This is a genomic window from Rhodococcus sp. As11, assembly GCF_048957735.1.
GTDB classification, from domain to species: domain Bacteria; phylum Actinomycetota; class Actinomycetes; order Mycobacteriales; family Mycobacteriaceae; genus Rhodococcus; species Rhodococcus gordoniae.
Window position 1 is genome coordinate 253,087 of sequence record NZ_JARDJE010000006.1, and the last position, 25,923, is coordinate 279,009.

General features: G+C 69.4%; 24 protein-coding genes. 19 read left to right on the forward strand and 5 right to left on the reverse strand.

Annotation, left to right across the window (positions count from 1 at the left end; all coding sequences use genetic code 11):
* The first annotated feature begins 43 nt into the window (after positions 1 to 43).
* From PV766_RS10785 to PV766_RS10795, 3 genes are read left to right on the forward strand one after another with little or no spacing between them, the layout of a single operon-like run.
* On the forward strand, positions 44 to 781 hold the full coding sequence (locus PV766_RS10785; protein WP_421097004.1) for an ABC transporter ATP-binding protein: 738 nt from the start codon (positions 44 to 46) through the stop codon (positions 779 to 781).
* Positions 778 to 1,533, forward strand: a complete 756-nt coding sequence (locus tag PV766_RS10790) for an ABC transporter permease (RefSeq protein WP_129977622.1) — start codon at positions 778 to 780, stop codon at positions 1,531 to 1,533. The genes PV766_RS10785 and PV766_RS10790 overlap by 4 nt, the downstream gene beginning before the upstream one ends.
* Positions 1,530 to 2,141: a TetR family transcriptional regulator gene (locus tag PV766_RS10795; RefSeq protein ID WP_064064383.1), complete on the forward strand. Its 612-nt coding sequence runs from the start codon at positions 1,530 to 1,532 to the stop codon at positions 2,139 to 2,141. Before PV766_RS10790 ends, PV766_RS10795 begins: the two co-directional genes overlap by 4 nt.
* Positions 2,142 to 2,243: 102 nt before the next feature.
* On the opposite strand, the gene PV766_RS10800 is transcribed toward PV766_RS10795, so the two are convergent.
* Positions 2,244 to 3,011, reverse strand: a complete 768-nt coding sequence (locus PV766_RS10800) for a deoxyribonuclease IV (protein ID WP_421097005.1) — start codon at positions 3,009 to 3,011, stop codon at positions 2,244 to 2,246.
* A gap of 115 nt (positions 3,012 to 3,126) precedes the next feature.
* Here PV766_RS10800 and PV766_RS10805 point away from each other — a divergent pair, with 115 nt between their 5' ends.
* From PV766_RS10805 to PV766_RS10830, 6 genes are all read left to right on the forward strand, one after another.
* Entirely contained in the window at positions 3,127 to 3,888 is a 762-nt protein-coding gene (locus PV766_RS10805; protein ID WP_421097006.1) for an SDR family NAD(P)-dependent oxidoreductase, read from the forward strand.
* A gap of 91 nt (positions 3,889 to 3,979) precedes the next feature.
* Complete coding sequence (locus tag PV766_RS10810) at positions 3,980 to 4,741, forward strand: ABC transporter ATP-binding protein (RefSeq protein ID WP_064064380.1); 762 nt, start codon at positions 3,980 to 3,982, stop codon at positions 4,739 to 4,741.
* Positions 4,742 to 4,752: 11 nt separating this feature from the next.
* Positions 4,753 to 7,272: an ABC transporter permease gene (locus PV766_RS10815; RefSeq protein ID WP_421097007.1), complete on the forward strand. Its 2,520-nt coding sequence runs from the start codon at positions 4,753 to 4,755 to the stop codon at positions 7,270 to 7,272.
* A gap of 138 nt (positions 7,273 to 7,410) precedes the next feature.
* Positions 7,411 to 8,988: an alpha/beta hydrolase gene (locus PV766_RS10820; RefSeq protein WP_421097008.1), complete on the forward strand. Its 1,578-nt coding sequence runs from the start codon at positions 7,411 to 7,413 to the stop codon at positions 8,986 to 8,988.
* Positions 8,985 to 9,479 (forward strand): LppA family lipoprotein, encoded by a 495-nt coding sequence (locus tag PV766_RS10825; RefSeq protein WP_421097009.1) that lies wholly within the window; start codon positions 8,985 to 8,987, stop codon positions 9,477 to 9,479. The genes PV766_RS10820 and PV766_RS10825 overlap by 4 nt, the downstream gene beginning before the upstream one ends.
* Before the next feature lie 83 nt (positions 9,480 to 9,562).
* Entirely contained in the window at positions 9,563 to 10,570 is a 1,008-nt protein-coding gene (locus PV766_RS10830) for a hypothetical protein (protein ID WP_421097010.1), read from the forward strand.
* Between the two features lie 58 nt (positions 10,571 to 10,628).
* Here the strand turns inward: PV766_RS10830 and PV766_RS10835 are convergent, their stop codons facing one another.
* Positions 10,629 to 11,588 (reverse strand): glycerate kinase, encoded by a 960-nt coding sequence (locus tag PV766_RS10835; RefSeq protein WP_172506090.1) that lies wholly within the window; start codon positions 11,586 to 11,588, stop codon positions 10,629 to 10,631.
* Positions 11,585 to 12,490, reverse strand: a complete 906-nt coding sequence (locus PV766_RS10840; RefSeq protein WP_255162463.1) for a hydroxymethylglutaryl-CoA lyase — start codon at positions 12,488 to 12,490, stop codon at positions 11,585 to 11,587. The genes PV766_RS10835 and PV766_RS10840 overlap by 4 nt, the downstream gene beginning before the upstream one ends.
* A 209-nt stretch (positions 12,491 to 12,699) precedes the next feature.
* Between PV766_RS10840 and PV766_RS10845 the strand changes: the two genes are divergently transcribed.
* From PV766_RS10845 to PV766_RS10880, 8 genes are all read left to right on the forward strand, one after another.
* Positions 12,700 to 12,897 (forward strand): hypothetical protein, encoded by a 198-nt coding sequence (locus tag PV766_RS10845; protein WP_016934832.1) that lies wholly within the window; start codon positions 12,700 to 12,702, stop codon positions 12,895 to 12,897.
* Between the two features lie 169 nt (positions 12,898 to 13,066).
* On the forward strand, positions 13,067 to 15,142 hold the full coding sequence (locus PV766_RS10850; RefSeq protein ID WP_129977617.1) for a hypothetical protein: 2,076 nt from the start codon (positions 13,067 to 13,069) through the stop codon (positions 15,140 to 15,142).
* Positions 15,143 to 15,189: 47 nt separating this feature from the next.
* Positions 15,190 to 16,083: a hypothetical protein gene (locus tag PV766_RS10855; protein ID WP_421097011.1), complete on the forward strand. Its 894-nt coding sequence runs from the start codon at positions 15,190 to 15,192 to the stop codon at positions 16,081 to 16,083.
* Between the two features lie 98 nt (positions 16,084 to 16,181).
* On the forward strand, positions 16,182 to 16,544 hold the full coding sequence (locus PV766_RS10860) for a PadR family transcriptional regulator (protein ID WP_247848720.1): 363 nt from the start codon (positions 16,182 to 16,184) through the stop codon (positions 16,542 to 16,544).
* Positions 16,544 to 17,896, forward strand: a complete 1,353-nt coding sequence (locus tag PV766_RS10865) for a permease prefix domain 1-containing protein (RefSeq protein ID WP_421097012.1) — start codon at positions 16,544 to 16,546, stop codon at positions 17,894 to 17,896. Before PV766_RS10860 ends, PV766_RS10865 begins: the two co-directional genes overlap by 1 nt.
* 49 nt (positions 17,897 to 17,945) lie before the next feature.
* Positions 17,946 to 18,878 carry a LysR family transcriptional regulator gene (locus tag PV766_RS10870; RefSeq protein WP_060651644.1) on the forward strand — a complete coding sequence of 311 codons (933 nt, stop codon included), beginning with the start codon at positions 17,946 to 17,948 and terminating at the stop codon, positions 18,876 to 18,878.
* Positions 18,879 to 19,031: 153 nt separating this feature from the next.
* Complete coding sequence (locus PV766_RS10875) at positions 19,032 to 20,369, forward strand: MFS transporter (RefSeq protein WP_421097013.1); 1,338 nt, start codon at positions 19,032 to 19,034, stop codon at positions 20,367 to 20,369.
* A gap of 2 nt (positions 20,370 to 20,371) precedes the next feature.
* Complete coding sequence (locus PV766_RS10880; RefSeq protein WP_060651642.1) at positions 20,372 to 22,270, forward strand: FAD-dependent monooxygenase; 1,899 nt, start codon at positions 20,372 to 20,374, stop codon at positions 22,268 to 22,270.
* Positions 22,271 to 22,340: 70 nt separating this feature from the next.
* Here the strand turns inward: PV766_RS10880 and PV766_RS10885 are convergent, their stop codons facing one another.
* Positions 22,341 to 23,000 (reverse strand): SDR family oxidoreductase, encoded by a 660-nt coding sequence (locus PV766_RS10885; RefSeq protein ID WP_421097014.1) that lies wholly within the window; start codon positions 22,998 to 23,000, stop codon positions 22,341 to 22,343.
* A gap of 88 nt (positions 23,001 to 23,088) precedes the next feature.
* Positions 23,089 to 24,285 (reverse strand): L-2-hydroxyglutarate oxidase, encoded by a 1,197-nt coding sequence (gene lhgO, locus PV766_RS10890; protein WP_421097015.1) that lies wholly within the window; start codon positions 24,283 to 24,285, stop codon positions 23,089 to 23,091.
* Between the two features lie 246 nt (positions 24,286 to 24,531).
* Between lhgO and PV766_RS10895 the strand changes: the two genes are divergently transcribed.
* On the forward strand, positions 24,532 to 25,332 hold the full coding sequence (locus PV766_RS10895; protein WP_129977610.1) for a DUF5602 domain-containing protein: 801 nt from the start codon (positions 24,532 to 24,534) through the stop codon (positions 25,330 to 25,332).
* A 72-nt stretch (positions 25,333 to 25,404) separates the two neighbouring features.
* Positions 25,405 to 25,860: an SRPBCC family protein gene (locus tag PV766_RS10900; RefSeq protein ID WP_421097016.1), complete on the forward strand. Its 456-nt coding sequence runs from the start codon at positions 25,405 to 25,407 to the stop codon at positions 25,858 to 25,860.
* Positions 25,861 to 25,923: the final 63 nt, after the last annotated feature.

The window sequence follows — 25,923 nt, forward strand, 5'->3', positions numbered from 1 at the left end:
TTCGTCCGAGGATGAATTCGACACTCGATGAATCGAGTGGATCATGAACATCAACCACACCTCCACTACCGTCGACATCCGCGACCTGAACGTCCGGCGCGGCAGCCACCGAGCCCTCGAGGATGTGAGCGTGCGCGTCCCGCGCGGCTCGATCACCGGCCTTCTCGGGCCCTCGGGCTGCGGGAAGACCACCCTGATGCGCACGATCGTCGGCACCCAGATCGTCGAATCCGGCACGGTCACCGTGCTGGGCCTGCCTGCGGGCAGCGCCGCACTGCGCCGCCGCATCGGCTACGTCACCCAGTCGCCGAGCGTCTACCCCGACCTGACCGTCGCCGAGAACGTGTCCTATTTCGCGTCGCTCTACGGACGGAAGGGAACTGCGGTCGCCGACACCGTCGCGGCGGTCGGGCTCACCGACCATGCTCACGACCGGACGTCGGCCCTGTCCGGCGGCCAACTCGGGCGGGTCTCGCTCGCGTGCGCGCTGGTGGGCGATCCCGAACTCCTCGTCCTCGACGAACCCACCGTCGGACTCGACCCGCTCCTGCGGGCCGAGCTGTGGGAGCACTTCCGATCGCTCGCCGATCGCGGCACCACACTGCTCGTGTCGAGTCACGTCATGGACGAGGCCGATCACTGCGACACACTCGTACTGCTGCGCGAGGGCCGGCTGGTCGCCCGGCTGACCCCGGCCGAACTGCGCGAGCAGACAGGGGAGACGGGCCTCGAGAACGCTTTTCTCCGACTCATCCGGAACCGGACGGGAGCACGACCGTGAGCACCGTCGTCTATGCCACCACGACCACACGCATCCTGCGTCAGCTGCGGGCGGACCGTCGCACCGTCGCGATGATCGTGCTCGTCCCGAGTCTGCTGATGACGTTGCTGTACTTCATGTACCAGAACGCCCCTACAGGACCGGGAGGAGTCTCGCTGTTCGACCGGATCGCCGTCACGATGCTCGGGATCCTCCCGTTCGTCGTGATGTTCCTGGTCACCTCCATCGCGATGCAGCGCGAACGCAGTTCGGGCACTCTCGAACGGCTGCTCACCACGCCGCTGACGAAACTCGACCTGCTCGCCGGCTACGGCAGCGCCTTCTCGCTCGCGGCGGCCGTCCAGGCCGGCCTCGCGTGCGCGGTGGCGTTCTGGTTGCTCGACGTCACCAGTGCCGGGTCGGTGCTGTGGGTGCTGGTCGTCGCGGTGCTCGTCGCGGTGCTGGGTGTCTCCCTGGGGTTGTTGTGCAGTGCCTTCGCCCGTACCGAGTTCCAGGCCGTGCAGTTCATGCCGGTGATCGTCATCCCGCAGTTCCTGCTGTGCGGATTGCTCGTCGCTCGGGAAGATCTGCCCGACTGGCTGCGCTGGATCAGCAACGCGCTGCCGTTGAGCTACGCCGTGGAGGCCCTGCAGGAGATCACCGTGAACCCCGGTGTCACCGGGGTCATGGTGCGGGACCTGGTCGTCGTCGCGACGTTCGCTGCCGCGGCACTCGCGCTCGGGGCGGCGACCCTGCGCCGCCGCACCCCGTGACGGACCCGGCCGGGCCCCGGCGTCCCGGACGCCGTCCCGGACACTCGGGCGCTCGCGACGAGATCCTTGCGAGTGCACGGGAACTGTTCGCCGTCGAGGGTTACGACAAGGCGACGGTACGTGCGATCGCGGCCCGCGCCGAAGTGGACCCGGCGCTCGTGCACCACTACTTCGGCACCAAACTGCAGTTGTTCACCGCGTCCGTCGCGCTGCCCGTCGATCCGCGGGACGTCCTCGCCCCCGTCTACGCGGCCCCTTGCGCGGAACTCGGCCGGGCTCTCGCGACCGCCCTTCTCGGCGTGTGGGATTCCCCGCACCGCGACGCCGCCGTCGCGATGTTCCGTGCGCAGATCACCGGCGGCGACAGCGGACTGATCCGGTCGTTCCTACTGGAGGTCGCGCTCGCGCCCCTGCTCGAGCGCATCGATCGTCCCGTGGGCACCGGCAGATTGCGCGCCGAGCTCGTGGCCACCCAGATGACCGGAATCATGCTGGTGCGCTACATCCTCGGACTCGAACCGCTCGCGTCGATGCAGTCCGAGCAGCTCGTCGAGATCGTCGCCCCCACGATCCAGCGGTATCTCACGGGCGAGCTGCCCGGGGCATGACCTCCGCCTCCGCGGAACGTGTGCTCCGTCCGGAGACAGAGGCGCGCTGTCGACAAGATGCATCCGTCCGCGCAGGGTGCACCCGTGGAACGGAGTGCGTCGTCAGGAGTGCTCGCGGAGAAAGGCGATGTCGTCGGCGAGTCCCTCAGCCGGGGTCTCGAGCACGATCGGTGCGTCGGCCTGCACCGCGATCTCCGCGAGCAACTGCGGATCGATCTGCCCATCGGTGAGATTGGCATGCCGGTCGCGGGCCGAATCGAACTCGTCGCGGGAATTGTTCAGGTGCACCAGATCGATCCGGCCGGTGACCGCACGCACGCGTTCGACGACACCGACGAGATCCTCCCCGGCCGCCCAGGCATGACAGGTGTCGAGGCAGAAACCGGGGCCGTAATCGCCGATGGCGTCCCACAGGCGGCCGATCGCGTCGAAATAGCGAGCCATCGCGAAATCGCCACCAGCCGTGTTCTCCACGAGGATCGGCACCCCGAACCCGCCCTTGTCCTCCTGCCGTTCGAACAATTTGCGCCAGTTCTCGACTCCCGCGGCGACGTCCTCACCCGCGCGCACGTGCCCACCGTGGACGACCAACCCGAGAGCACCGATCCGCGCGGCCGCCTCGGCATGATCGGCGACGGCCTTGCGCGACGGCATCCGCACCCTGTTGTTCAGGCTCGCCACGTTGACGACGTACGGCGAGTGCACCACCACGTCGACATCCGACGCGAGGATCTGCTCGGTGCGCGGATGCACACCGGGCTTCGTCCACTTCTGCGGGTCCGACAGGAACACCTGCACGAGATCGGCGCCGAGATGTTCGCCCTGACCGATGGGATCGTCGTCCTGCCGGACGTGCGCACCTATCCGCATGTCCCACAGGGTAGGGGGATGTCCCGGCGACCGGGACCACAACACCCGGACCTGCCCGGAATCTGGTCGACTCGTCGCACTCGACGACACGACGAACGACGGGAAACGACGACGCATGGGCACACTCGACGGCAAGGTCGCGCTGATCACCGGAGCGGGGCAGGGGATCGGCCAGGGCGTGGCGTTCGCGCTGGCCCGCGAAGGCGCGGCGATCGCGGTCACCGGCCGGACCGAATCGAAGCTGGTGGACACCGTCGAGCAAGTCCGCACTCTCGGCGGCACCGCGGAGCCGGTGGTGTGCGACATTGCAGATCCGGACGAGATCACGGCCGCGGTGGATCGAACGGTCGAGCTGTTCGGCGGCGTCGACATCCTCGTCAACAACGCCAGCTTCAATCCGCTCGGCCCGCTGCTCGACCTGAAGCCGGCCGTGCTGGAGAAGGCGTACCGCTCGGGTCCGCTCGCGGCGCTGCAGGCCATGCAACTCGTCCACCCGATCATGAAGGCCCGCGGAGGTGGGTCCATCGTCAACATGGTGACCTCCGCCGCCGTGCGGTGGGACACCAGCGGGTACGGCGGCTACGCCTCGACCAAGGAGGCACTGCGGTCGCTGACGCGCACCGCGGCATCCGAATGGGGAATCGACGGTATCCGCGTCAATGCCGTCGCCCCCCACGCCCTCTCCCCGGGCCTGAAGAAGTGGACGGAGACGTACCCGGAGGAGGCCGCCGCGTTCGTGAAGTCCATCCCGCTCCGCCGCATCGGCGACCCCGAACAGGACATCGGCCGCGCCGTGGCCTGGATCGTGAGCGACGACGCACGGTACCTCACCGGCGCGACGCTCCCGCTGGACGGAGGGCAGGCCCGCTGGGCCTGAGCCCCCCGCCCGGCATACGCCCGCATCCCCGAGTCGAAGATCGGGGTCCTCCCCGATGGTGCGAGGGTCCCCGCACCGGGAAGATGGGTGCATGCCACTGCACTCGGCCCCAGCAGCCCGCGCCCAGGACCTGAAGAAGATCTACGGCAGCGGGGAAACCTCGGTACACGCCCTCGACGGCGTGACCGCCGACTTCGCCGCCGGTGAGTTCACCGCGATCATGGGTCCCTCCGGATCGGGCAAGTCGACCCTCATGCACTGCCTCGCAGGTCTCGACAGCGCCACCTCCGGAGCGGTCTTCATCGGCGACACCGACCTGACGACCCTGTCCGACAAGGGGATGACCCAGCTGCGGCGCGACCGCATCGGGTTCGTCTTCCAGGCCTTCAACCTCGTCCCCACTCTCACCGCGCTCGAGAACATCACCCTGCCGGTGGACATCGCGGGCCGCAAGGTCGATCGCGAATGGCTCGACACCGTGGTCGGCCGTCTGGGCCTCACCGACCGCCTCGGACACCGCCCCGGCGAGCTGTCCGGCGGACAGCAGCAGCGCGTCGCGTGCGCGCGTGCCCTCGCCGGCCGACCGGAGATCATCTTCGGCGACGAGCCGACCGGCAATCTCGATTCCCGCTCGTCCGGTGAGGTGCTCTCCATCCTCCGGGCCGCCGTCGACGAGTTCGACCAGACCGTCGTGATCGTCACCCACGACCCGCGTGCCGCCGGCTACGCCGACCGCGTGGTGTTCCTCGCCGACGGACGCATCGTCGACGAGATGCGCGAACCCACGGCCGACCGTGTGCTCGACCGGATGAAGCAGTTCGATCCCGCCTCCGCGGCACCCGTGGCGGAATAGGAGACACCGCGATGAGTGGGAATCCCATCCGCAGAGTTGCCCTGCGCAACCTCGCCGCCCACAAGGTGCGGCTCGCCCTGACCGTGCTCTCCGTGGTGCTCGGCACGGCCTTCATCACCGGCTCGTTCGTCTTCACCGACACGCTGCAGCGCACCTTCGACAACATCTTCGGCGACGTCGCCCAGGGCGTCGACGTCCGGGTCGGCACCGAGGAGAACGGCACCAGCGGCGTACCGATCGCGGCCGTCGACGAGGTCGCAGCCCTCCCCGGCGTCGACCGCGTCTCTCCGACGATCGGTGGCGGCATCATCGTCCTCGACTCCGAGGGCGCCGCGATCCAGACCGGAGGCGCGCCCGCCGAGGGTTACGCCTACATCCCGCCCGACCGTCTCGTCGGCGAACCGGAGATCTTCGTCGCCGGTGCACCGCCCGCGCAGAACGGGCAGATCGCGCTCAACGAGAGCGCCGCGGAACGCGGCAGACTCTCGGTCGGCGACAGCACGACGGTGCTCACCATCTCCCAGGGCATGGTGCCGGTGACCGTCAGCGGCGTCTACCAGCTCGACACCGATACGGGCGGCTATATCGGCGCGTTGTTCACCGAGCAGCAGGCGTCCCAGCTGTTCACCGACGGCCGGCACGTCGGCTTCCTCGACGTCGCGGGCGACGGGTCGCTCTCGCCCGACGAGTTGCGCGACGAGATCGCGGCGGCGCTGCCCGATCTGAAGGTCCAGACCGGCGCCGAGGTCACCGAGGAGACCAAGTCGCAGGTCGCCGAGGCACTGAACTTCCTCAACTACTTCCTGCTCGCGTTCGGCGCGATCGCACTGCTCGTCGGCACGTTCATCATCTACAACACCTTCTCGATGATCGTCGCTCAGCGACTGCGCGAACTCGCTCTGCTCCGCGCGATCGGCGCGAGCCGCAAGCAGGTCGGGCGGTCCGTCACCCTCGAAGCCTTCGTCGTCGGCCTGATCGGCAGCGTCATCGGCATCGCCGCCGGTGTCGCCCTCGCCTACGGCCTGCGCGCGGCGCTGAACGCCGCGGATCTCGGACTGCCGTCCGGCCCGCTGCAGCTGTCCCCGCGCACCGTGATCGTCGCGCTGCTCGTCGGCGTGGTCGTGACGATGATCAGTGCCTACGCCCCGGCCCGGCGGGCGACCCACGTTCCGCCCGTGGCCGCGATGCGCGAGGAATCCACTGCGACGGTCGAATCGCTGCGGCTGCGCACGATCATCGGTGTGCTCTGCGCGATCGTCGGTGCGGCCCTGGTCGTGGTGGGCGCCCAGCAGGTCGGCGGTGGCGCGGCCGCGACCGTCGGCATCGGCGCGTTCCTGCTGATCCTGGCGGTCCTGTTCGCGGCGCCGGCGCTGTCCCGACCCGTCGTGAACGCGCTCGGTGCCGTCTTCGCCCGACCTTTCGGATCCATCGGCCGGCTCGCGCGCACCAACGCGACCCGCAATCCCCGGCGCACCGCCGCGACGGCCTTCGCCCTCACCCTGGGCCTGATGCTCGTCTCCGTCATCGGCGTGTTCGGTTCGTCGGCGAAGGCGAGTGTCGACTCGCTCGTCGACAACGGCGTCGAGGCGGACTTCATGCTCACCGGGCCGCAGATGTTCGGCGTTCCGACGCCCGCCGCGGATGCCGTGCGCACCGTCGACGGCGTCGAGGAGGTCGTGCCCGTCTACGGAGTCCAGGCGAAGATCGACCAGGACTTCGAGTTCGGAGCCGCCGCAGGAGGGCCGCTCGAGGACGTCCTCGACCTGCAGATCACCGCGGGTACCGGCGATGTGTCCGCCGACGAGATCCTGGTCTCGCAGACCGCGGCGAACGATCGTGGCTGGCAGGTGGGTTCCGCCGTCCCGCTCACCAGCCGTGACGGCGACACCGTCGACACCACCGTCGCCGGCATTTTCACCGACAACCAGCTCATCGGCCCGTGGGTGATCTCGCAGCAACTGTTCGAGCAGTTCACGCCTCCGAACAACCGCTCGGCGCTCGTGGTTCTCATGAACACCGTCGACGAGTCGGAGCAGGTACGCACGGCGATCGAGGGCGCCGTCAAGGACTACGTGATCGTGCAGGTCCTCGACCGCGAACAGTTCAAGGGACAGCAGGCACAGCAGATCGACACGATCCTCGCGATCCTCTACGGTCTGCTCGCCCTCGCCGTGGTGATCGCGATCCTCGGCATCGTCAACACCCTGGCACTGTCGGTGGTGGAGCGACGGCGGGAGATCGGCATGCTCCGCGCGGTCGGTATGCAACGCGCCCAGGTGCGCCGCACGATCTATCTCGAATCGCTGCTCATCGCGGTGTTCGGTGCGGTCGTGGGTGTCGTGCTCGGTCTCGCGTTCGGCTGGGCCTTCGTGCGTACGCTCGCCGATCAGGGGCTCGACATCATCTCGGTACCGTGGTCGCAGGTCGTGGGCATGCTCGTCGCGTCCGGCATCATCGGTGTGCTCGCGGCGCTGTGGCCCGGGCAGCGGGCGGCGAAGACACCGCCACTCGAGGCGATCAGCGACATGTAGACAGCGAGAAGTGCCGTGTGGACGTGAGTTGTCCACAGGCAGTGGAGTTGTCCACAGCGACCGGCCCGCGGAGCATTCCGCGGGCCGGTCGTCGTCGGTGCCCCCTATGCTTCCGCGGCAGGGGGTGGTGGTGTGCGGGTGGACGATCTGGCCGGGTGGGACCCGGATGCGCTCGAACGATTGGGGGCCGAACTCGCGTTGTGCGCCGACGCGGTCGACGCAGTGTCCGGCGACGTCCTGCGGTGGGCATCCTTCGAAGATGCCTGGCGCGGTGCGGCGCACGACAGTGCACGGTCCGTATCGTTCTCGCACAGCCGGGATCTCGGGGTGCAAGCCGAGTCGTATCGACAGGCGGCCGAGTGCGCGCGGTTCGTCGTACCGCGACTGCTGGAGCTGCGCGCGGAACTGGGCCACCTGCAGTCCCGGGCCGCGGCACGGGGTCGCGTCGTCGACGACGACGAACTGCTCGCGGCGCCGTTGCGCGCCCTGCTCGTGCGCGCCGATGCTCTCGACCGGGAGGCCGCCGCCCGGTTGCGCGACGGATCCGCCTCGACGGACACCGTTTCGGGAGAGAGCGACGGTATCCATACCGCGTTCCCACGATCCGGACCGCTGCCGCTGCCGCTGCCGCTGCCGGCCCTGCCGGATCCGGCCACCGACCCCGTCGAGGTCGCGCGATGGTGGCACGGGCTCGACGAGACGGTACGCACCGTGCTGGCCGCCGAACATCCCGAGAAGATCGGCGCGCTCGACGGAATCCCGGCTACCGCTCGCGATCTCGCCAATCGCGCTCTGCTCGACGACGAACGCCGCCGGCTCGGATCGGTCGCGACGCAGTTGCAGGCCGAACTCGACACGATGTTCCCCGGCGTCACGGGATTGTTCACCGACGCCGACGCGGGGTTGGAGCAGACGCTGCGGAAGATCGAAGCCCTCGACGCGATCGACGCGACCCTCGCCCACGGCGACCGGCAACTGCTCGCCCTCGACCTGTCCGGACGTGAGGCGATGGCGGCCGTCGCAGTCGGGGACGTCGACACCGCCGAGCACGTGGCCGTCTTCGTCCCCGGCGCGGGTTCTACCGTGCAGGGCAATCTCGAGGGTTACGACACCCAGGTCGCGGCCCTGCGCGACTCCGCTCGGCTCCTCCTCACCGACGACCCGGGCGACGAACCCGCGGTCGCTGCCGTCACCTGGCTGAACTACCAGGCCCCTCAATGGGGCTGGGGTCTCGCCTTCACCGAACGCAGTCCCGTCTCCGATCTCGCCGCCCGGATCGCCGCACCCCGGCTGGCCGGTTTCCTCGACGGCATCACTGCGTCGCGTCCCGACGACCCGCGCATCACCACGGTCGGGCATTCCTATGGGGCCGTGGTCTCCGGACTGGCGCTGAGGGAGACCGGCGCGGTCGACGCCGCAGTGTTCGCCGGGGCTCCCGGAATCGGGACCGCCGACGTGACCGACCTGCGGATCCCGGCCGGCTCCGCCTATCTCGTCGAAGCCGACCGCGACATCGTCGCCGACGCGGGCACCTTCGGCGGCGACCCGAGCTTCCTCGACGGCCTGACGCATCTTCCTGCCGGTCCCGGCACCACCACCACCGGTGCCCCGCTGGCGGGCATCACCGGCCACAGCTCGTATCTCGTCCCCGGAACGTCGAGTTCCCACCACATCGCCGGTGTCGTCGCGGGCACCGCAGAACGGAGCACACCGTGACCGCCACACCGAGAATCCGCGCCGGGCTGTGCATCGCGCTGCTGACGCCGCTCGTGGCGGCGTGCACCACCACGGTGTCACCGGTCGCGATGCCCGAGCCGATCGCCGCGACCAGCGCGGGCGCGGTCGAGTACTACACCGCTGTGCAGCGCGACGTCCTCACCGCACTGTCCGCCGAGTTCCCCGGGGTCCGATTCGAACAGAAGTACTCGAGCACCACCGCGGGATGCACGCTGCCCGACGGCACCTCGGGTCTGACGGTGCACCTTCCGATCCACGGCTCGGCGCGGCCGGTGCCGGTGGACGAACTCGATCGTGCCGCCGGCATCTTCGAGGACACAGCGGCGCGGGCCGGCTTCCATGGCCGGCACGTACTTCCGCCCGATACGGGCCTCGTCCTCCGGATGTTCGCGGCCGACGGCTCGTACATCACCTTCGGAAGTTACCTCGCTGCGACCGTGGGACTCACCGTCGGTTGTTACCGGAAGTAGGCACCGGCGTCGGTTAGGCTCGTCCGAGCGACGGCCGCTCGGGTCGTCGTGATTCGTGTCGGCAGCCGTGGAGGGACGAACAGATGCGCCCGATGCTCGGCATCTCCGTCGACGACGGTGAAGTATGCGCGGTCCTCGTCGACGCCGACGTGCCCAGTCTCGGTCCGTTCGACTCCCAGCGGGGTTTCGGTGCACCCGGGGACACACCGGCCGAAGCCGCCGCCGCTGCGGCCTCCGCCATGGCCGAACGCGCGTCGGCAGCATCACTGACCCTGGTCGCCGCCGCGGTGGTGACGGGTCCCGAGAACGACGAGGACGCCGACCCGGTCACCGAGGCCGTCCGGGCCGTGCTCGGCGTCGACGTCGACACGGTCCTGCTCGACGACGCACGATTGGCGTTCCTCGCCGGTGCGCCCGAGCTGGCGGATCTGCCCGTCCTGGCCCTGCACACCCGCACCTACGGCGTCGAATCGGCATCGATGGTCGATGTCCCCTCGCGCGCGGTGCTGTCCACGGTCAGCCCCGACGGCGACGAGTTCGGTCCTTACACACAGTCCCTGCCCGAGGCCATGGACGAAGCGGTCGCCCGCGCCGGAATCTCTCCCCACGCCGTGGTCTTTCTCGATCTGCGTCCCGGCGACGCCCGTCCGGCCCGGGAACTCGCCACGGTTCTCGGTGTCCCCTTCGTGACTCCCCACGGGGTGCCCTGGCATCGCGCAACCGGCGCGGCGCTGGTCGCAGGGGCCCGGCGTGCCCCGACGGTCGTCGCCACGCCCCCGAGTCGTCGTCGCGGCACCGTCCTGCTGGCCACGCTCGTCGCGCTCGTCGCCCTGCTGGGTGGGGGATTGGCGGTCGCGGTGAGCAGCGGTGTGCAAGCGGAGCGCTCCGCCCCCGGACTGCAGACCGCGGTCGCACCACCGCCGTCGCCGGTGCCGTCGCCCGATCGGGCACCCGTCGCCGACCCGTGTTTCGAGGCACGACCGGCCTCGTGGCCGGCCCGCGCCTCCGATCCGGCCGTCGACCCGGCGCCGTCGCCCGAGGCGACGCCCACCGAAAACCCGTGCGGCAGCGCACAGCCCACTGCGCCGTAATCCCTCGCAGGTCGCTCGTGTACGCCGCTCAGGGGCGCACTGTGCTCCGATGCGCCGCTCAGGGGCGCAGTGCGCGACCAGCGCGTGTGAGCGCCGCGGCATCGGACGCCACGACGACATTCTCGAACCGGGCACGGTAGTCGCCGAGATCGTCGCCGACGGAACCGACCACCGCGACCGCCGGTACCTCGCCGCAGCGCGCGAGGATCGCCGAGACGATCTTGCCCGCCCGCGACTGACCGTCGAGCCGTCCCTCGCCGACGACCACGAGATCGGCGGTGCGCACGGCGTCGTCGAAACCCACTGCGTCGAGCACGAAGTCGGCGCCGGAGCGTAGTTCGGCACCGAACCGCGACCACATGCCGCCGGAGAAGCCACCGGCCGCACCCGTGCCGTCCACTTCCCGCGGGTCGCGCGGGAGAGTCGACGCCGTCTCCTCGAGGCGGCGTGTGAGCAGCGCGACGGCGGCCGGATCGGCGCCCTTCTGCGGCCCGAATATCCGTGCCGCATCGGTGTAGCGGGTCGTGACGTCGGAGAGCACGGTCACGCGTGCGTCGCCGAGTCCACCCCGCTCGTCGATGGCGGCGATCGCGCCCACACCGCCGTCGGTCGTCGCCGATCCACCGGCGGCGACGACGAGATGCCGTGCTCCACGCCGGACGGCGTCCGCCATGACCATGCCGGTGCCGTAGGTATCGGCGGTGACGGCGTCGCGCGGACCGTCGTGCGGGGTGGTGATGCCGCTCGCCGTGGCGAGCTCGACGACCGCTGTCCCGTCCGGCGACATCCCCAGCAGCCCGCGGCACGGTGCGCGCCACGGGTTCACGGTCTCGACCTCGATCCGGGCGAGGCCGAGTGGTTCTGCGAGCGCGTCGAGTGTGCCCTCACCGCCGTCCGCGACGGGCATCCGGATCGCGGTGTGCCCGGCGCTCTCGACGCCGGACGCGATCGCATCGGCGACCTCGACGGCGGTGTAGGTGCCCTTGAAACTGTCGGGGACGATCAGGATGCGGGTCACCGCAGCACCCAGGCGAAGGCCTCGGCCTCGGAGCGGGCGCCCTGCCGCGCACGCGACCGGTTCGGTTCGTCCAGTTCGGCGACGATGTCCTCACCGAGGCGGACCAGGGCGCCGAAGATCTCCGGGTCCAGCCACGACGGTCGCGTCGCGAACAGCAGGTCCTCGCTCGCGGTGTTGCCGCTCGCACCCGGCGCGAACGGGCATCCTCCGAGGCCGGCGAGCGCACCGTCGACGACGGTCGCGCCCGCCTCGATCGCGGCGAGGCTGTCGGCGACACCCAGACCCCAGGTGTCGTGACCGTGGTAGACGATCCGCCGGTCGGGGGATTCGGCGGCCAGTCGCGCGACCAGCGACGACACCTGTCCGGGCACGGCCTGCCCCAGGGTGTCGGCGACGACGATGTCGACGGCCCCGTCGGTGCGCGGGTCGCACGCGATCTCGACGACCCGGTCGGGATCGACCGGACCGTCGAACGGGCACGTGAACGAGGTGGCCAGGCACAATTGGATGCTCCCGCCGGCGGCGTGGGCACGCTCGATCGCCGCGGGCATCGCGGCGAGGCTGTCCTCGGTGTCGCGGCCGATGTTGGCGCGGTTGTGGGCGTCGGATACCGAGAAGCAGTACTGGAACCGGCGGGCCCCGGCCGCGATCGCCTTCTCGACGTGGCGCGGTGTGGCAACCCAGATCCAGCAGCGGTCGAGTTCCTCCTCGGTCAGCGCCGCGACGAGGTCGAGGGTGTTCGCCATCGGGGGCACGAGGTCGGCACGGGCCAGGGATCCGATCTCGAGTTCGGGGACTCCGGCCGCGAGCAGCGCCCGCACGATCTCCACCTTGCGTTCGGTGGGCAGCAGCTTGCCGGTCAGCTGGAGTCCGTCGCGCAGGGTCACGTCGCGCAGGATCACGTCCGTGCGTGCTCGGTCACTCGTCGGTCCCGCCACTGATCCGCCTCCCGTCGTGTTCCTGCCCGGCCCCGCCGTCGCGAACCGCCCCAGTATGCCCCGGTCACCGTGCGGGCACGATTCGTCGACACACCGGAGGGCTTTCGCGAAGTCTGTGACAGATGACACTATCCTCACCGTTCTGATCGTGATTTGCCGGAAGGTGCGCGGACATGGCTTCGGTCCTGGGAAAAGTGTTGCTCTGGATCGCTCTGGTGGGGGGACTGGCCGGGGCGGTGATCGCCGTCTGGGCGCTCCACGTCAACGGACTGGTGGCCTCCCTCATCGTGGCTTCGGTGACGGGACTCGTCCTGCTGCGCCTCCGCCCGGAGGCACGCGACGACTCGGCCTCCGATATCGCTGTCACCTGACGGCCTCCGACACTGCTGTCACCTGACGGGGAACGGTGCGGTCGGACGGTAGGGTGAGAACGGCGTCCGGGTCGAGGGCGCCTCGCGCAGACGCGCTGCACGAGCGCGGCGTCGACGCCGGACAGGGGGCCCGCGGCCTCCGCCGGGCGTGGAAGAGGAGCAACGGTCAGTGTCGCTGTGGTCTCGTGCGATGTCGGTGGACGAACTCGACAGCCGTCGCTGGGTGGATCTGATGCCGTGGCTCGATCGCTACGGTTCGGCCCGCACCGCCGCCCTCGGCGCGCTGGTGTCGTCCCCGCGATGGTGGGAGAACGAGTCGCCTGCCGAGACTTCCGGCCACACCGAGATCCCCGAGCTGTGTGCCGAACTCGCCCACATCTACGTCACCGATCACCCTGATCTGCGGTTCGCGGACGGTCTGCTGCGTGAGGACGAAGTGCCCGTGGCCGCACTCGATCTCGGTCCGGCCGCCGCGACCCTCGTCGCACGCCTTCCCCACGCACCCACCACCGCCGAGTTGTTCAGCCGCAGTCCGGCCGACCTGCTCGGGGTCCGCGGCGCCGACCGCGAGGCGGTGGAGGAGATCGTCTGTGCCGCGCTCGTCACGACGGTCCTCCGCGAGCCGTCCACTCTCGGGGCCGATCCGCGTGCCGCGCGGGTGCCCGCCGTGGCGCTGCTCCTCGACGACCTGGCCGCGCTGGCGCGGTGGCGCAGAGTGTGCGGTCAGGACGACGCACCCCTTCTGCAGGCCGTGATCGACGACGGCGCGCCGGAGGAGATCCAGGACGCCGCGGCCCGGTTGCGGGCGCTCACCGCCCGCGACCTCCCGGTGGTGGCGCCGTCCGATCCGATCACCGAACTCACCGAGTACCTGCAGGGACTGCCCGACGCGGAGCGCGCGGCGTTGCGGCGCCGCGTCCACGACGACGTCGACGACCCGGCCGGGCCCTCCACCTTCCCGTTCGGCACGGCGGTGGGAGACCTGCTGGCGGCGTTGCGCGTCGACGTGCAGCCGGTGGCGTCGTTCGACCGGGTGGTGCGCGCCCATCCGGTGCTGAACCGGACCGTGCCGGGTTTCGACGTGCCCCTGTGGCGAGTGCTGCACCGGCTCGACGATCGCTTCGAGGTCGCGGACGGGTGGGTCGCCGTGCCGGATCTGCCCGACGCCGAGAAGCAGACGCGGGGATTGCTCTCGGAGTTCGAGTCGCCGAACGGTGTGGTGGAGCCGGCCGCGGTGAAGGCGGTGTGGTCGCTTCCCGACGGTGAGTTCGAGGCGTGGACGCAGTACTGCGGCACGACGACCTTCGAACGCCGATTGTTGTCCCCGCCGGACGGTCTCGCGGGTCGTGCCGCACAGGTCCTCGAGGTGCTCGGCGATCCGCTGACCGCCGACACGCTCGTCGCACGGATGGGTGTCAATGCGGACGTCCATACGCTCGTCTCCGAGCTCGCCGACGACGAGCGCTTCACGTCCGACGGCGAGCGGTGGGCGCTGGCCGAGTGGGACGTCGACGTGGTCATCGCGATCCGCAACCGCATTGCGCGGTTGGTCGATGCCCGCGGAGGAAGCGCCGATCGCGACATGGTGGTCGCCGCGCTCGTCGACCGCTTCGGTATCTCCGAGGACTCCGCTCGAACATTCACGGGTGGAGGGGATTTCGAGGTCGTCGACGGTCGCGTCCGGCGGCGTCACCGCTCGCACGTCCCCATCGCCGTGCCCGAGCGCACGCGTCGGCTGTACCGGCTGGGCGACTCCTGGCGGCTGCGGATCCCTGCGACGCGCGACCACCTTCGGGGAGCCGAGTTCACGGTTCCGTCCGCTGTCGCGACGATCGCGAACTGCGCGCCGGGCGGCCATGTGGTGCTGCCGTCCCGGCTGGGAGGGCAGACGTTGCGCTGGACGGGGCCGGCGCCGCGCCTGTCCTCGATCCGCCGTTTCCTCGAGGATGTCGGGGTGGAGGAGGACAACGAGCTGCTGCTCGAGATCCGCACCGACGGCCGGTTCGACGTCCTGCCGCTGCGCACTGTCGCCGACAACGCCGAACCGTTGCGCAAGGCGCTCTCGCTCATCGGCCACACCGAACCGGAGACCGTCCCCGAGGAACGGATCGCGGCGGCACTCGCCTCCGCCCTCGGCCTCGACGGGGAGTCGCGTCCGCGTCGGATCCTGTCGGCCTATCGCGCCCGTCGGGAGACCGAGGTGGTCGCGCTGCTCGAGCAGGCATGGGTGCGCGTCTCGAACTGACCGGGAGACGTGATGCATCCGGACCTCGGACGTAGCACGATTGAGGAATGGCCGACACGTCGAAACCCACCGTCGCAGTCCCCGCCGCCCTCGACGCGGTTCTCGAGGCGTTGCGGGGAGCCATCTCGTCGGTGGAGGCCGCCGTCGTGCGGCTCGAAGGTGAGGATGCGGCGCCCGGGACCGTCGACCGTGTGCTCGACCTGTCCGGGGCGCCCCCGGCCGGCGACATCGTCGCCACGCACAACATCCTGACCAGGGCGGCATCGATCGTCGACCACACCGGCGGTCTGCCCGACGGGGAGTGGTCGGTCGTCGCCGAGGTGGGCCCGGTCTTCGCCGAGACGGTGATGCGTCTGCGCAGTCACGTCTCGTCGTCGCTGGACGATCTCGGGCTCGACGCGGCGGTGGGTGAGCACATCGAACTGCTGCAGACGGTTGCGGCGGAAGGAGCGCTGGGGGAGACGCTGCAGTTGCTCGTGATCGTCGAGGACTGCCTGTTCCTGTGGCATCGCGTGCACCTGGCGCGCACGCGCGACGAGGATCTGACCGACGCGCTGACGTCCGCGCGGCAGGTTCTGTCCGACCACTTCACGCAGGACGCGGCGTTGCTCCGTCGTGCCCGCGCCGCACTGGCGCGGTTCGCGGAGGATCCTCCGATCGAGGTCGTCCGACGCCTGTCGTCGGGACGGACCACGAAGGTGCTGGCCGGTCTGCGCCGGGACATCGACGACTTCCGGTGGGCGTGCCGTGCCGACGAGGCCGGCTGGCTCGACGACGAGGACTCTGTGGTGGCCGAGGCGCTGGACTCGATGAGCAGTCCACTCAAGGCGGTCGGGGGAGTCCTCGGCGACGTGTTCGAACGCGGCCGGGCCCGGGTGACGGAGACGTGGAGTCGCTCCGACGAGTCCGCGCCCGCTGCCGAGTCCCGCGGCGAGCAGTAGAAGAAGTCCCGGCACCGGTGATGGGCGACCGCGCGGTTCGCATACCTAGGTCTGCTAGGGTCACCGTTATCCATAGAACTTCTAGGTATGAGGGCGACATGTTCATCGAGAAGGATCTGGTGGCCGCCTCCGCCACCCCGCTCGTGCTCGGCATCCTCGCCGAGGGCGAGTCGTACGGGTACGCGATCATCAAGCGCGTCAACGAGCTGTCGCAGGGCCGGATGCAATGGACCGACGGGATGCTCTATCCCCTCCTGCACCGCCTCGAGCGGGCGGGGCACGTGTCCGCCACCTGGCGGGTCGCCGACAACGGGCGCCGCCGCAAGCACTACGCCATCACCGATGCGGGTCGCGAGGTCCTCGCCGAACGGGCGGCGCAGTGGACGGTCGTCGCCGAGGCCCTGCACCAGGTCTGGCAGTCGGCCCAGTTGCCTCCCGCCGTCGCGCCGGGGTGGTCGTGATGACACTCGACGCACATCTCGAGGACCGGATCGCCGGCTGGCGCAACTACGTCGCCGACCATCGGGTCATCTCGTCCTCGGACATCGACGAGATGGAAGATCATCTGCGGGAACAGATCTCGGACCTCGTGTCGGTCGGACTGACGGCCGACGAGGCATTCCTCGTCGCGGTCGGCCGGATGGGTGGTCTCGACGAGGTCTCCCGCGAGTTCGCCCAGGAACACTCCGACCGGCTGTGGAAGCAGCTCGTCCTCACCGGTGGCGGTCGCGGTGAGGAATCCAGAACCCCGCGTCGCCGTAGGGAACTCGCGGTCGTCCTCGCTTGCGCGCTCGGTGCCGGTCTGGCCGTCCGGGCCGGATTCGAGTGGCTCTCCGAAAACGCACTGGTGCGCAACGCCGCCGTGCTCGTGCTGCCCTTCCTCACGCTGTATTTCGCGTGGAAGCGGGAGATGAGCCCGAAGAGCAGTGCGCTCCTTGCCGTTCCGTTCGTCCTCGTGGCGATCGTGCTCAACGTCTTCCCGTTCGAACCGGGCGGCGCCACCGAGATCATCGCGGCGATCCACGCCCCGGTGGTCCTGTGGTTCGTCGTCGGTGCGGCCTATGTCGCAGGGCAGTGGCGATCCCATCGCCGTCGCATGGACTTCGTGCGCTTCACCGGGGAGTTCGCCGTGTACCTGGCGCTGCTCGCGCTCGGCGGCGGCGTGCTCATGGGGCTGACCGCGGGTGCCTTCAGCGCCCTGGGGATCGATATCGAACCGTTCTTCGAACAGTGGATCGTCCCGTTCGGGCCTGCCGGAGCGATCGTCGTCGCGGCCTGGCTCGTCGAGGCGAAGCAGCAGGTCGTGGAGAACATCGCTCCCGTTCTCACTCGGGTCTTCACGCCCGTCACGATCCTCATGCTGGTCGCGCTGTTTGTCGCGGTGATCGCGTCCCACAGCGTCGTCGACGTCGACCGGGGCCTGCTGATCCTCATGGACCTGATCCTCGTGCTCGTCCTGGGGCTCCTGCTCTACTCGATCTCCGCCCGCGACCCGCACGCCGCACCGGACGTCTTCGATCTGCTGCAGGTCGTGCTGATCGCCGCGGCGCTCGCCGTCGACCTGCTGATGCTCACTGCGATGGCCACCCGCATCGCCGAGTTCGGCTTCACCGCCAACAAGGTCACCGCCCTCGGTCTGAACCTCGTCCTCCTGGTGAACCTGGTGTGGGCGGCGTGGCTCGGCATCTCGTTCCTGCGGGGCCGTTCCGGTTTCGCGGCGGTCGAGCGGTGGCAGATGCGGTACCTGCCCGTCTACTGCGGGTGGGCGGCACTGGCGGTCGTCGCGATCCCACCGCTCTTCCGGTTCGTGTGAGCGCTTCTGCCCGGGACGACGGTCGGAGGCCCGGGACTACGGTAGGACCATGGCCAGGACGGACGCGGTGCCCACGTACACGATGAGGCAACTCGCGGCGTTCGTCGCCGTCGCCGAGTGGGGCACCATCACCGCGGCCGCCGACGCGATGCACATGTCCCACTCGGCGCTGTCGTCCGCGATCACCGATCTGGAGAAGGCTCTCGCGGTCAAGCTCCTCGTCCGGCAACGCGCACGGGGCGTCAAGCTCACACCGACCGGTCACGCGGTGCTCGAGCGGGCGAAGATGCTGCTGCACCACGCGAGCGAACTCGAGAGCGACGCGCGGTCGGAGGCGGGCGACATCGTCGGTCCGGTGGCGGTGGGGTGTTATCTCTCCCTCGCACCGACGCTGTTGCCCGCCCTCATCGCCGAGTTCACCCGCGCCCACCCGCGTGCCGACGTCGACTTCCGCGAGGACACCCAGAACCGTCTGCGGTTGCTGCTCGACTCGCACGAGCTCGACGTGGCCTTCCTGTACGACCTCGATCTCGAACCGGGACTCGAGACGGTGACCCTCGACGTGCGTGAGCCGATGGTGCTCGTCTCGGCCGATCATCCGCTCGCCGGGGCCTCGCAGGTACGCCTGCGCGACCTCGCCGACGAGCCGATGGTGCTCCTCGACGCGCCGCCGAGTTCGGGGCACGCCCTGCGGGTGTGCGCGGAGGCCGGCTTCACCCCGTCCATCGCGTACCGGACGCAGACCTTCGAGACGGCGCGGTCGTTCGTGGGGCGCGGACTGGGCTGGACCCTGCTCGTGCAGCGACCTGCCGTCGACGTCACCTACGAGGGCCGAAAACTCGTCCTGCTGCCCATCGTCGATCCGACCCCGGAGCCCGTGCCGATCGTGCTCGCGTGGCGCAAGGACGCCCTTCCGAGCCGTGTTGCCCAAACTTTCACGGACTTCGTCGTCGACGTCGCGAGGACCTCACAGGCCCTCTGACGTGGTCGAACGTCCCCATTCACGGAATTTCCGCGGATATTCACCGACTTTGTGCGCTTTGCAAACGATGTGACCGCTCTCATGATTGTCCCACTGCGTCCGAACGCTCGTTAATCGGATGCCTCGGATCGACCGCCGGAGAGGGCACTGAACATGACCGTCCTTGACTCGACGCCGCAGACGTCGGCAAGAGCCGCACGCAAAGCCGCGCTCGGCAGCTTCGTCGGTACCGCCATCGAGTGGTACGACTTCTTCATCTACGGCACCGCTGCGGCGCTCGTGCTCGGCCCGCAGTTCTTCCCCGGTTCGTCCGAGGTGGCGGGGACCCTGGCCGCCTTCGCCACGCTCGCCGTCGGCTTCATCGCCCGCCCCATCGGCGGCGTCGTGATGGGCCACTTCGGCGATCGCATCGGCCGCAAGTCGATGCTCGTCGTCTCGCTGCTGCTGATGGGCTTCGCGACCGTGGCGATCGGCGTGCTCCCGAACTACGCGGCCATCGGCGTCGCGGCCCCCATCCTGCTCGTTGCCCTGCGGTTCATCCAGGGTCTCGGCGTCGGCGGTGAGTGGGGCGGAGCGGTGCTCGTCGCCACCGAGAACGCCCCGGCCGGCAAGCGCGGCCTCTACGGCGCGGCACCGCAGATCGGTGTGCCGGCCGGTGTGCTGCTCGCGAACCTCGTCTACCTGCCGCTGACCGCCTTCCTCAGCGAGGAGACGTTCAACGCGTGGGGCTGGCGCATCCCGTTCCTCGCCTCGGCGGTGCTCGTCTTCGTCGCCATGTGGATCCGCCTGGGTCTCGAGGAGAGCGCGGAGTTCAAGGCCGCCAAGGACGCCCCCGCGGCCGAGGAGAAGCTGCCGATCCTCGAGGTGCTCACCCAGCACTGGAAGACCGTGCTCCTCGCCGGCGGCACCTTCATCGCCACCAACGGCATCGCCTACGCCTACATGGTCTACGTCCTCAAGTACGGCGAGGCCACGCTCGGATTCAGCAAGACCACGATGCTCGCGCTCCTGATCGCCTCGTGCCCGTTCTGGATGGCCGGTATGGCCTTCGCGGCCTGGCGCTCCGATCTCGTCGGACGCCGCACCGTCTACATCCGGTCCTCGGCTGCCCTGGTCGTCGCCGCCGCCCTGTTCTTCCCCCTGATGGACACGGCGCTCCTGCCGGTCATGCTCCTCGCCATGGTCGGCCTCGGCTTCACCCTCGGCTGCTGCGCCGGCCCGCAGTCGGCGCTGTTCGCCGAACTGTTCCCCGCCAAGATCCGCTACAGCGGTGCGTCTCTCGGCTACCAGGTCGGCGCGATCCTCGGCGGCGGTCTCGCACCGATGGTGGCGACCTCCCTGTTCGCCGCGACAGGCACCTCGATGTCCATCACCGGCTACTTCGTGCTGATCGCGCTGATCAGCCTCGTGAGCATCCTGCTTCTGCGCGTGCCGTCCGCCGGGCACGCGAACCTCACCGACTCCCGCCGTTCTCCCGAGGAAGGTGCCTGACCATGTCGACCTACTACCAGCCGCCCAAGTACCCCGCGTCGGAGTTCGAGTCGATGACTCCCGCCGACGAGACGCTTCCTGTCGTCGTGGTCGGTGCCGGACCGGTCGGCATGGCCGTCGCCCTCGGACTGGCCCAGCGCGGTGTGCCCGTCACCATCCTCGAGGCCGCCGATCAGGTGTCCTTCGGCTCGCGCGCCATCTGCATCTCGCGCCACAGCCTCGAGGCCGCCGCCCGCCTCGGCTTCGGCGAGGAACTCGAGAAGATCGTGCTGCCGTGGGTCGGCGGTCGCAGCTTCTACCGCGACCAGCAGGTCCTGCACTTCCAGATGCCGCAGCGTGACTTCGACGTCCGCCCGCCCATGATCAACGTCTCCCAGTCGGAGTTCGAGCAGATCATGGTCGACACCATCGAGCAGAACCCGCTCATCACCCTGCACTGGCAGGCACCGATCGCCGGGATCCTGCGCGGCGAGGACGAGGTCACCCTCGAGGTCGACACCGCCGCCGGCAAGCGGCACCTGCGCGCACGCTGGGTCGTCGCCGCCGACGGTGGCCGCAGCCGCATGCGCGAACTCGCGGGCCTGCGTCTGCAGGGCACCAGCTACGAGGGCCGCTACGTCATCGCCGACATCCACTGGGAGTCCGATCTCCCCGCGGAGCGCATGGTCTGGTTCGACCCGCCGAGCAATCCCGGCTCGACGATCATCATGCACAAGCAGCCCGGCAACATCTGGCGCATCGACTACCAGCTCGACCCGTCCGAGGACGCCGAGATCGAGACGCAGGAGGAGGCGATCCGCGCCCGCATCGCCAAGCACCTCGACTGGCTGCAGAACGACCTGCCGTGGACCCTCGAGTGGAAGGGCTTCTACAGCGCCCGCGCGCTCGCCCTCGACGAGTTCACCCACGACCGTCTCCTCTTCGCCGGTGACGCGGCCCATCTCGTGCCGATCTTCGGTGTGCGCGGGCTCAACTCGGGCATGGAGGACGCCGAGACCCTCGCGTGGCAACTCGCCGCGGTCGTGAACGGCAACGCCGAACCCGCCCTGCTGAAGGCGTACTCGTTCGAACGCCACAACGCGTGGGAGCAGAACGTCGCCAACGCCGGCAAGTCCACGCTCATCATGAGCCCCGGCAGCCACGGCTACCGCACCACGCGTGACGCGATCCTCGCGCTCGCCGTGGGACGCCCCGAGTTCGGGCACCTGATCAACCCGCGTCAGTCCAGCGCCACGCACGCCCGCCTGTCGCCGCTGACCTGGTCGGTCGCCCCCGGCACCGAAGGTGTGCTCCCGGGCGATCCCGTCGAGGACCGCCGGATCCGCATCGCCGGTCGCGAGACGTCGCTGAACGACGCGCGCGGAACCGGATTCGCCGTGCTCGGTGTCGGCCTCGACGCAGCGGGCTCGGCCGCCCTCGCGAACGCCGCGAACGGCCTGGCGCAGGCGCTCGCACCCGAGAGGGTCGCAACCCTCGCCGTCGACAGCGCAGAGGTGGACGGTGTGACACTCCTCGACGCGCCCGACCTCGTCGAGGCACTCGGCGCGACGGCCGGTGAGGCCTTCGTAGTCCGCCCCGACGGTCTGCTGCTGTGCCGTGTGCCGGTCGCCGACCTGGACGGTGTCGCGGCGTCCCTGCGCTCCGGTGCCGCTCCGGCGGGCGCGGAACTCCCGGCCCGGCCTGCCGAGCAGGTCACCGAGGACGACCAGCGTCGCGAGAACGTCTGGCTCGGCCTGTCGACTGCCCTGGATCAGGCCGCCGAGGACGACCGCGAGGGCTTTCTGACACGACTCGCGCTGGTGCTCGGCTCGCAGGTCGACCGCCGGCAGTTCGAGGAGGCCATCGCGGCCGCCGCGGACACCTCGCCGCTGCGCGTGGAGGAACTCGCCCCGCAGGCCTGAGTGATCGGATCGCTCGTATGTCCGCCCCCGGTTGCCCCCTGCTACCGGGGGCGGACTGCTGGACGGGGAACTACCTCAGCGCGTCGAGTGCCTCGTCGATCGGGACGTCACCGTTGTCGAACTCGATGGTGCGACCCACCGTCTCCGGGCGCTCGAGTACCGCTGCGGCGACGGCCGCGACGTCGGCGCGCGAGACCTGCCCCTTGTCTCTCGCCCCGTGCCCTTCGATCTGGATGCGGCCCGTGGGCGGATCGAGGGTCAGCGCGCTCGGACCGAGGATCGTCCAGTCGAGGTCGGTGCCCCGCAGATGGGTGTCCGCGGCCGACTTGGCCTCGGCATAGGCGTAGAAGCTGTTGTCCTCGGGGACGCCGTGGTCGGGGCGGGCTCCGAAGTACGACACCATCACGTACCGGCGGACCCCGGCCTCCTGCGCGGCGGTCATCGAGGCGATCGCCGCGTCGCGATCCACCGCGTAGGTGCGTTCGGGATTCCCTCCGCCCGCGCCTGCAGACCAGACCACCGCGTCGTGGCCGCGCAGCAGCTCGGTGATCTCGGCGATGTCCATCTTCTCGACGTCGGCGACGACGGGCGTGCCACCGGCAGCGCGGACATCGTCGGCGTGATCGGGATTGCGGATGAATGCACTGGTCTCGTGACCGGCATCGGCCAGCAGCCGCTCGAGATGCAACGCGACCTTGCCGTGTCCTCCGAAGAGTGCGATTCGTGCCATGGAGACCTCCTTACGATGAAGTGGTTCCCGTGCAGCATGCCCGGAACCGGTCACCGCGAACCGTGACGTCCGCCGCCGGGTGACCCGATCAGGCGATGCGTTCGAGTGCGCAGTCGACGAGATACTCCGCGATCGCCATCGACGAGGTGGCCCCGGGCGACGGGGCGTTGCGCAGGTGCACGACCCGTCCGTGCCCGGTGACGACGAAGTCGTCCTCGAGACCTCCGTCGGAGTTCATCGCCTGGGCGCGGATGCCGCGCGGACCCGGCCGCACGTCGTCGACGGTCAGCCCGGGCATGTACGCGGCCGCATCGGCGACGAACCGCCGAGTGCTGCTCGCGGTGCGCAGTTCCCGGCCCGCTGCGGGCAGGTTGTGGGCGGCGAACCGCCAGAAACCGGGCCAGGCGACGGCATCGAGCAGATCCCGCCACGATCCGCGCCCGCCGCTATAGGCCTCGCGGCCGGGGGAGAGGAAGGCGTTGGGTCCCACCATCACCTCACCGTCGATCCGGCGGGTGAGATGCACACCGAGGAACGGATAGCGGGGGTCGGGCACCGGATAGATCAACCCGCGCACCTTCGCCGCCGCGTCGGGTTCGAGCAGCAGGTAGTCGCCGAGGAACGGGACGATCCGCGGATCGCGGGTGTCGCCCGAGGTGTGGGCGAGGCGGTCGGACTGCAGCCCCGCGCACGTGATCACCAGGTCGAAGGCCAACTGATCGCCCGTGACATCGACAACGATCTGCTCGCCCGCCTCGCGGATCGCCGTCACGGCGGTACCGGTCCGCACCGTGCCACCCGCGGCGACGACGTCGTCTGCGAGCGCGCGGGTGACGGCGACGAAATCGATGATCGCCGTGTGCGGGGAGTGCAGGGCTGCGATCCCGACGGCGTGCGGTTCGATCGCGGTGATCTCGTCGGCACCGATGCGCCTGATGCCGGGGACCCCGTTCGCCGTGGCCCGCGAGAAGATCGCGTCGAGCCGGCCGAGTTCCGATTCGTCGAGGGCGACGACGACCTTGCCGCATTCGTCGTAGGGCAGACCCTTGTCCGTGGTGAACGTCTGCAACAACTCCACCCCGCGCCTGCACAACCGCGCCTTGAGGCTGCCGGGCGTGTAGTAGAGGCCGGCGTGGACGACGCCGCTGTTGTGCCCCGTCTGATGCGCGGCGAGCCGGTCCTCCTTCTCGAACAGTGTGACGTCGGCGTCCGAGAGGGCGAGTTGCCGGGCGGTCGCGGCACCGATGATGCCCCCACCGACCACCGCGACGCGAAGATTGCGCATACTCGAGGACCGCTCCCTGTTCTCCGCGGATCGTGACGTCCGCCTGCAGTTCGGCGAGTATATGCCGCGACGCCTCGCCGACGAGCACGATCCGGGTAGGGGAAACGGCACTGTTCGAAGCAGTTCTGACCGGAACACTCGGCGAAATCCCCCGAGTGAGGGATGGTCGAGGCACCCGACCCCGGCCGACACTGAATTCACGGAAGAGAGGGGTTCATCGAGAACCCTCGTCGATCGGATATCACCATGAAGAAATATCGATCACGTCGTTCCATTGCTCTGCTCGTGGCGACCTGCCTCGCCGTGGCGATGGCAGGCGTGGCCTCGGCGGTGCCCGCTCCTGCCCACCTGCATTTCGGTCAGGCCGTGAGCGTCGGCGACGGAACTGCGCGTGCGTATGCCACCCTCGACGCGAACGGCGCTCCGACCGCTGTCGGCATCCGTCTCTCGCCGACTGTCCTCGACGGACTGCCCGATGCCGACGGGATGTACATGCTGCACCTGCCCGTTCAGGCGTCCGACACGGTGTTCGACCACGTCATGTTGAACTGGAATCCGCGTGGACACGACCCGACCGTGCTGTTCGGCAAGCCGCATTTCGACGTGCACTTCTACATGACCGACATGGCGTCGATCGAACGGATCGACCCTGCCACACCCGATTACGCCGACCGCGCGGCACGGCTTCCGGACCCGAAGTACATGCCCGTCGATTACGTGACCCCGCCGGGCATGCTCGCCTCCCAGTTGGCGGTGCCGCTCATGGGTGTGCACTGGCTCGACGTCACGGAGGGAATGGTCCCCGGCGTCTACAACTTCACCGAGACCTTCATCAACGGATCGTGGGACGGCGACTACACATTCATGGAACCGATGATGACACGGGAGTGGCTGCTCACACGTCCGGCGATCCGCGAACAGATCAAGTTGCCGGCCGCCTATCAGCACTCGGCCTACTATCCCACCGTCTACAGCGTCGGATTCGACGAGCAGGCACAGGAATACGACATCGCCCTCGAAGGGATGGTTCCGCGTCAGGCGTCCTGATCGCGATGTCCGTGAGAACCCTGCGGAGACACAGGAATCGTTCAGCGAAATCAATCCGAACGGAGGAATGTCATGCCCGTAACCGAGGAATCCGTCGTCATCGACAAACCTGTCGACGAGGTCTTCGCGTTCTTCGCCGACCCGGAGAGCGCTCCGGTGTACATGACGAATGTGATGGACTACGAACTGGTCTCGGGTGAAGGCGGCAAGGAGGGATCGCTCGCGCGTGCCATCGTCAAGGTCGCCGGACGGAAAATCGAACTCACCGAGGAACTGGCTCGGGTCGAGCCCGGCAGAGCCCAGCACCGCCGCAGCGTGAAGAGCCCGATCCGGTACGAGACCGTCTATCGCTTCGCGCCGGTGGAGACGGGAACCCGCGTCACCTTCCACCAGGACACCGAGGACGTCGGAAGCTTCTTCGGCAGATTCACTCAGCCCGTGGTGGAGAAACCCTACGCACGCGATGTGCGGAACAACCTCGAACACGCGAAACAGCTCCTGGAGGAGGGGGATGCGGACGAAGGGTGACGTGAAGTCCCGACCGGCACCTGTCAGGGGGTGCCGGTCGCTTCGCGTGCACTCGTCAGTGGT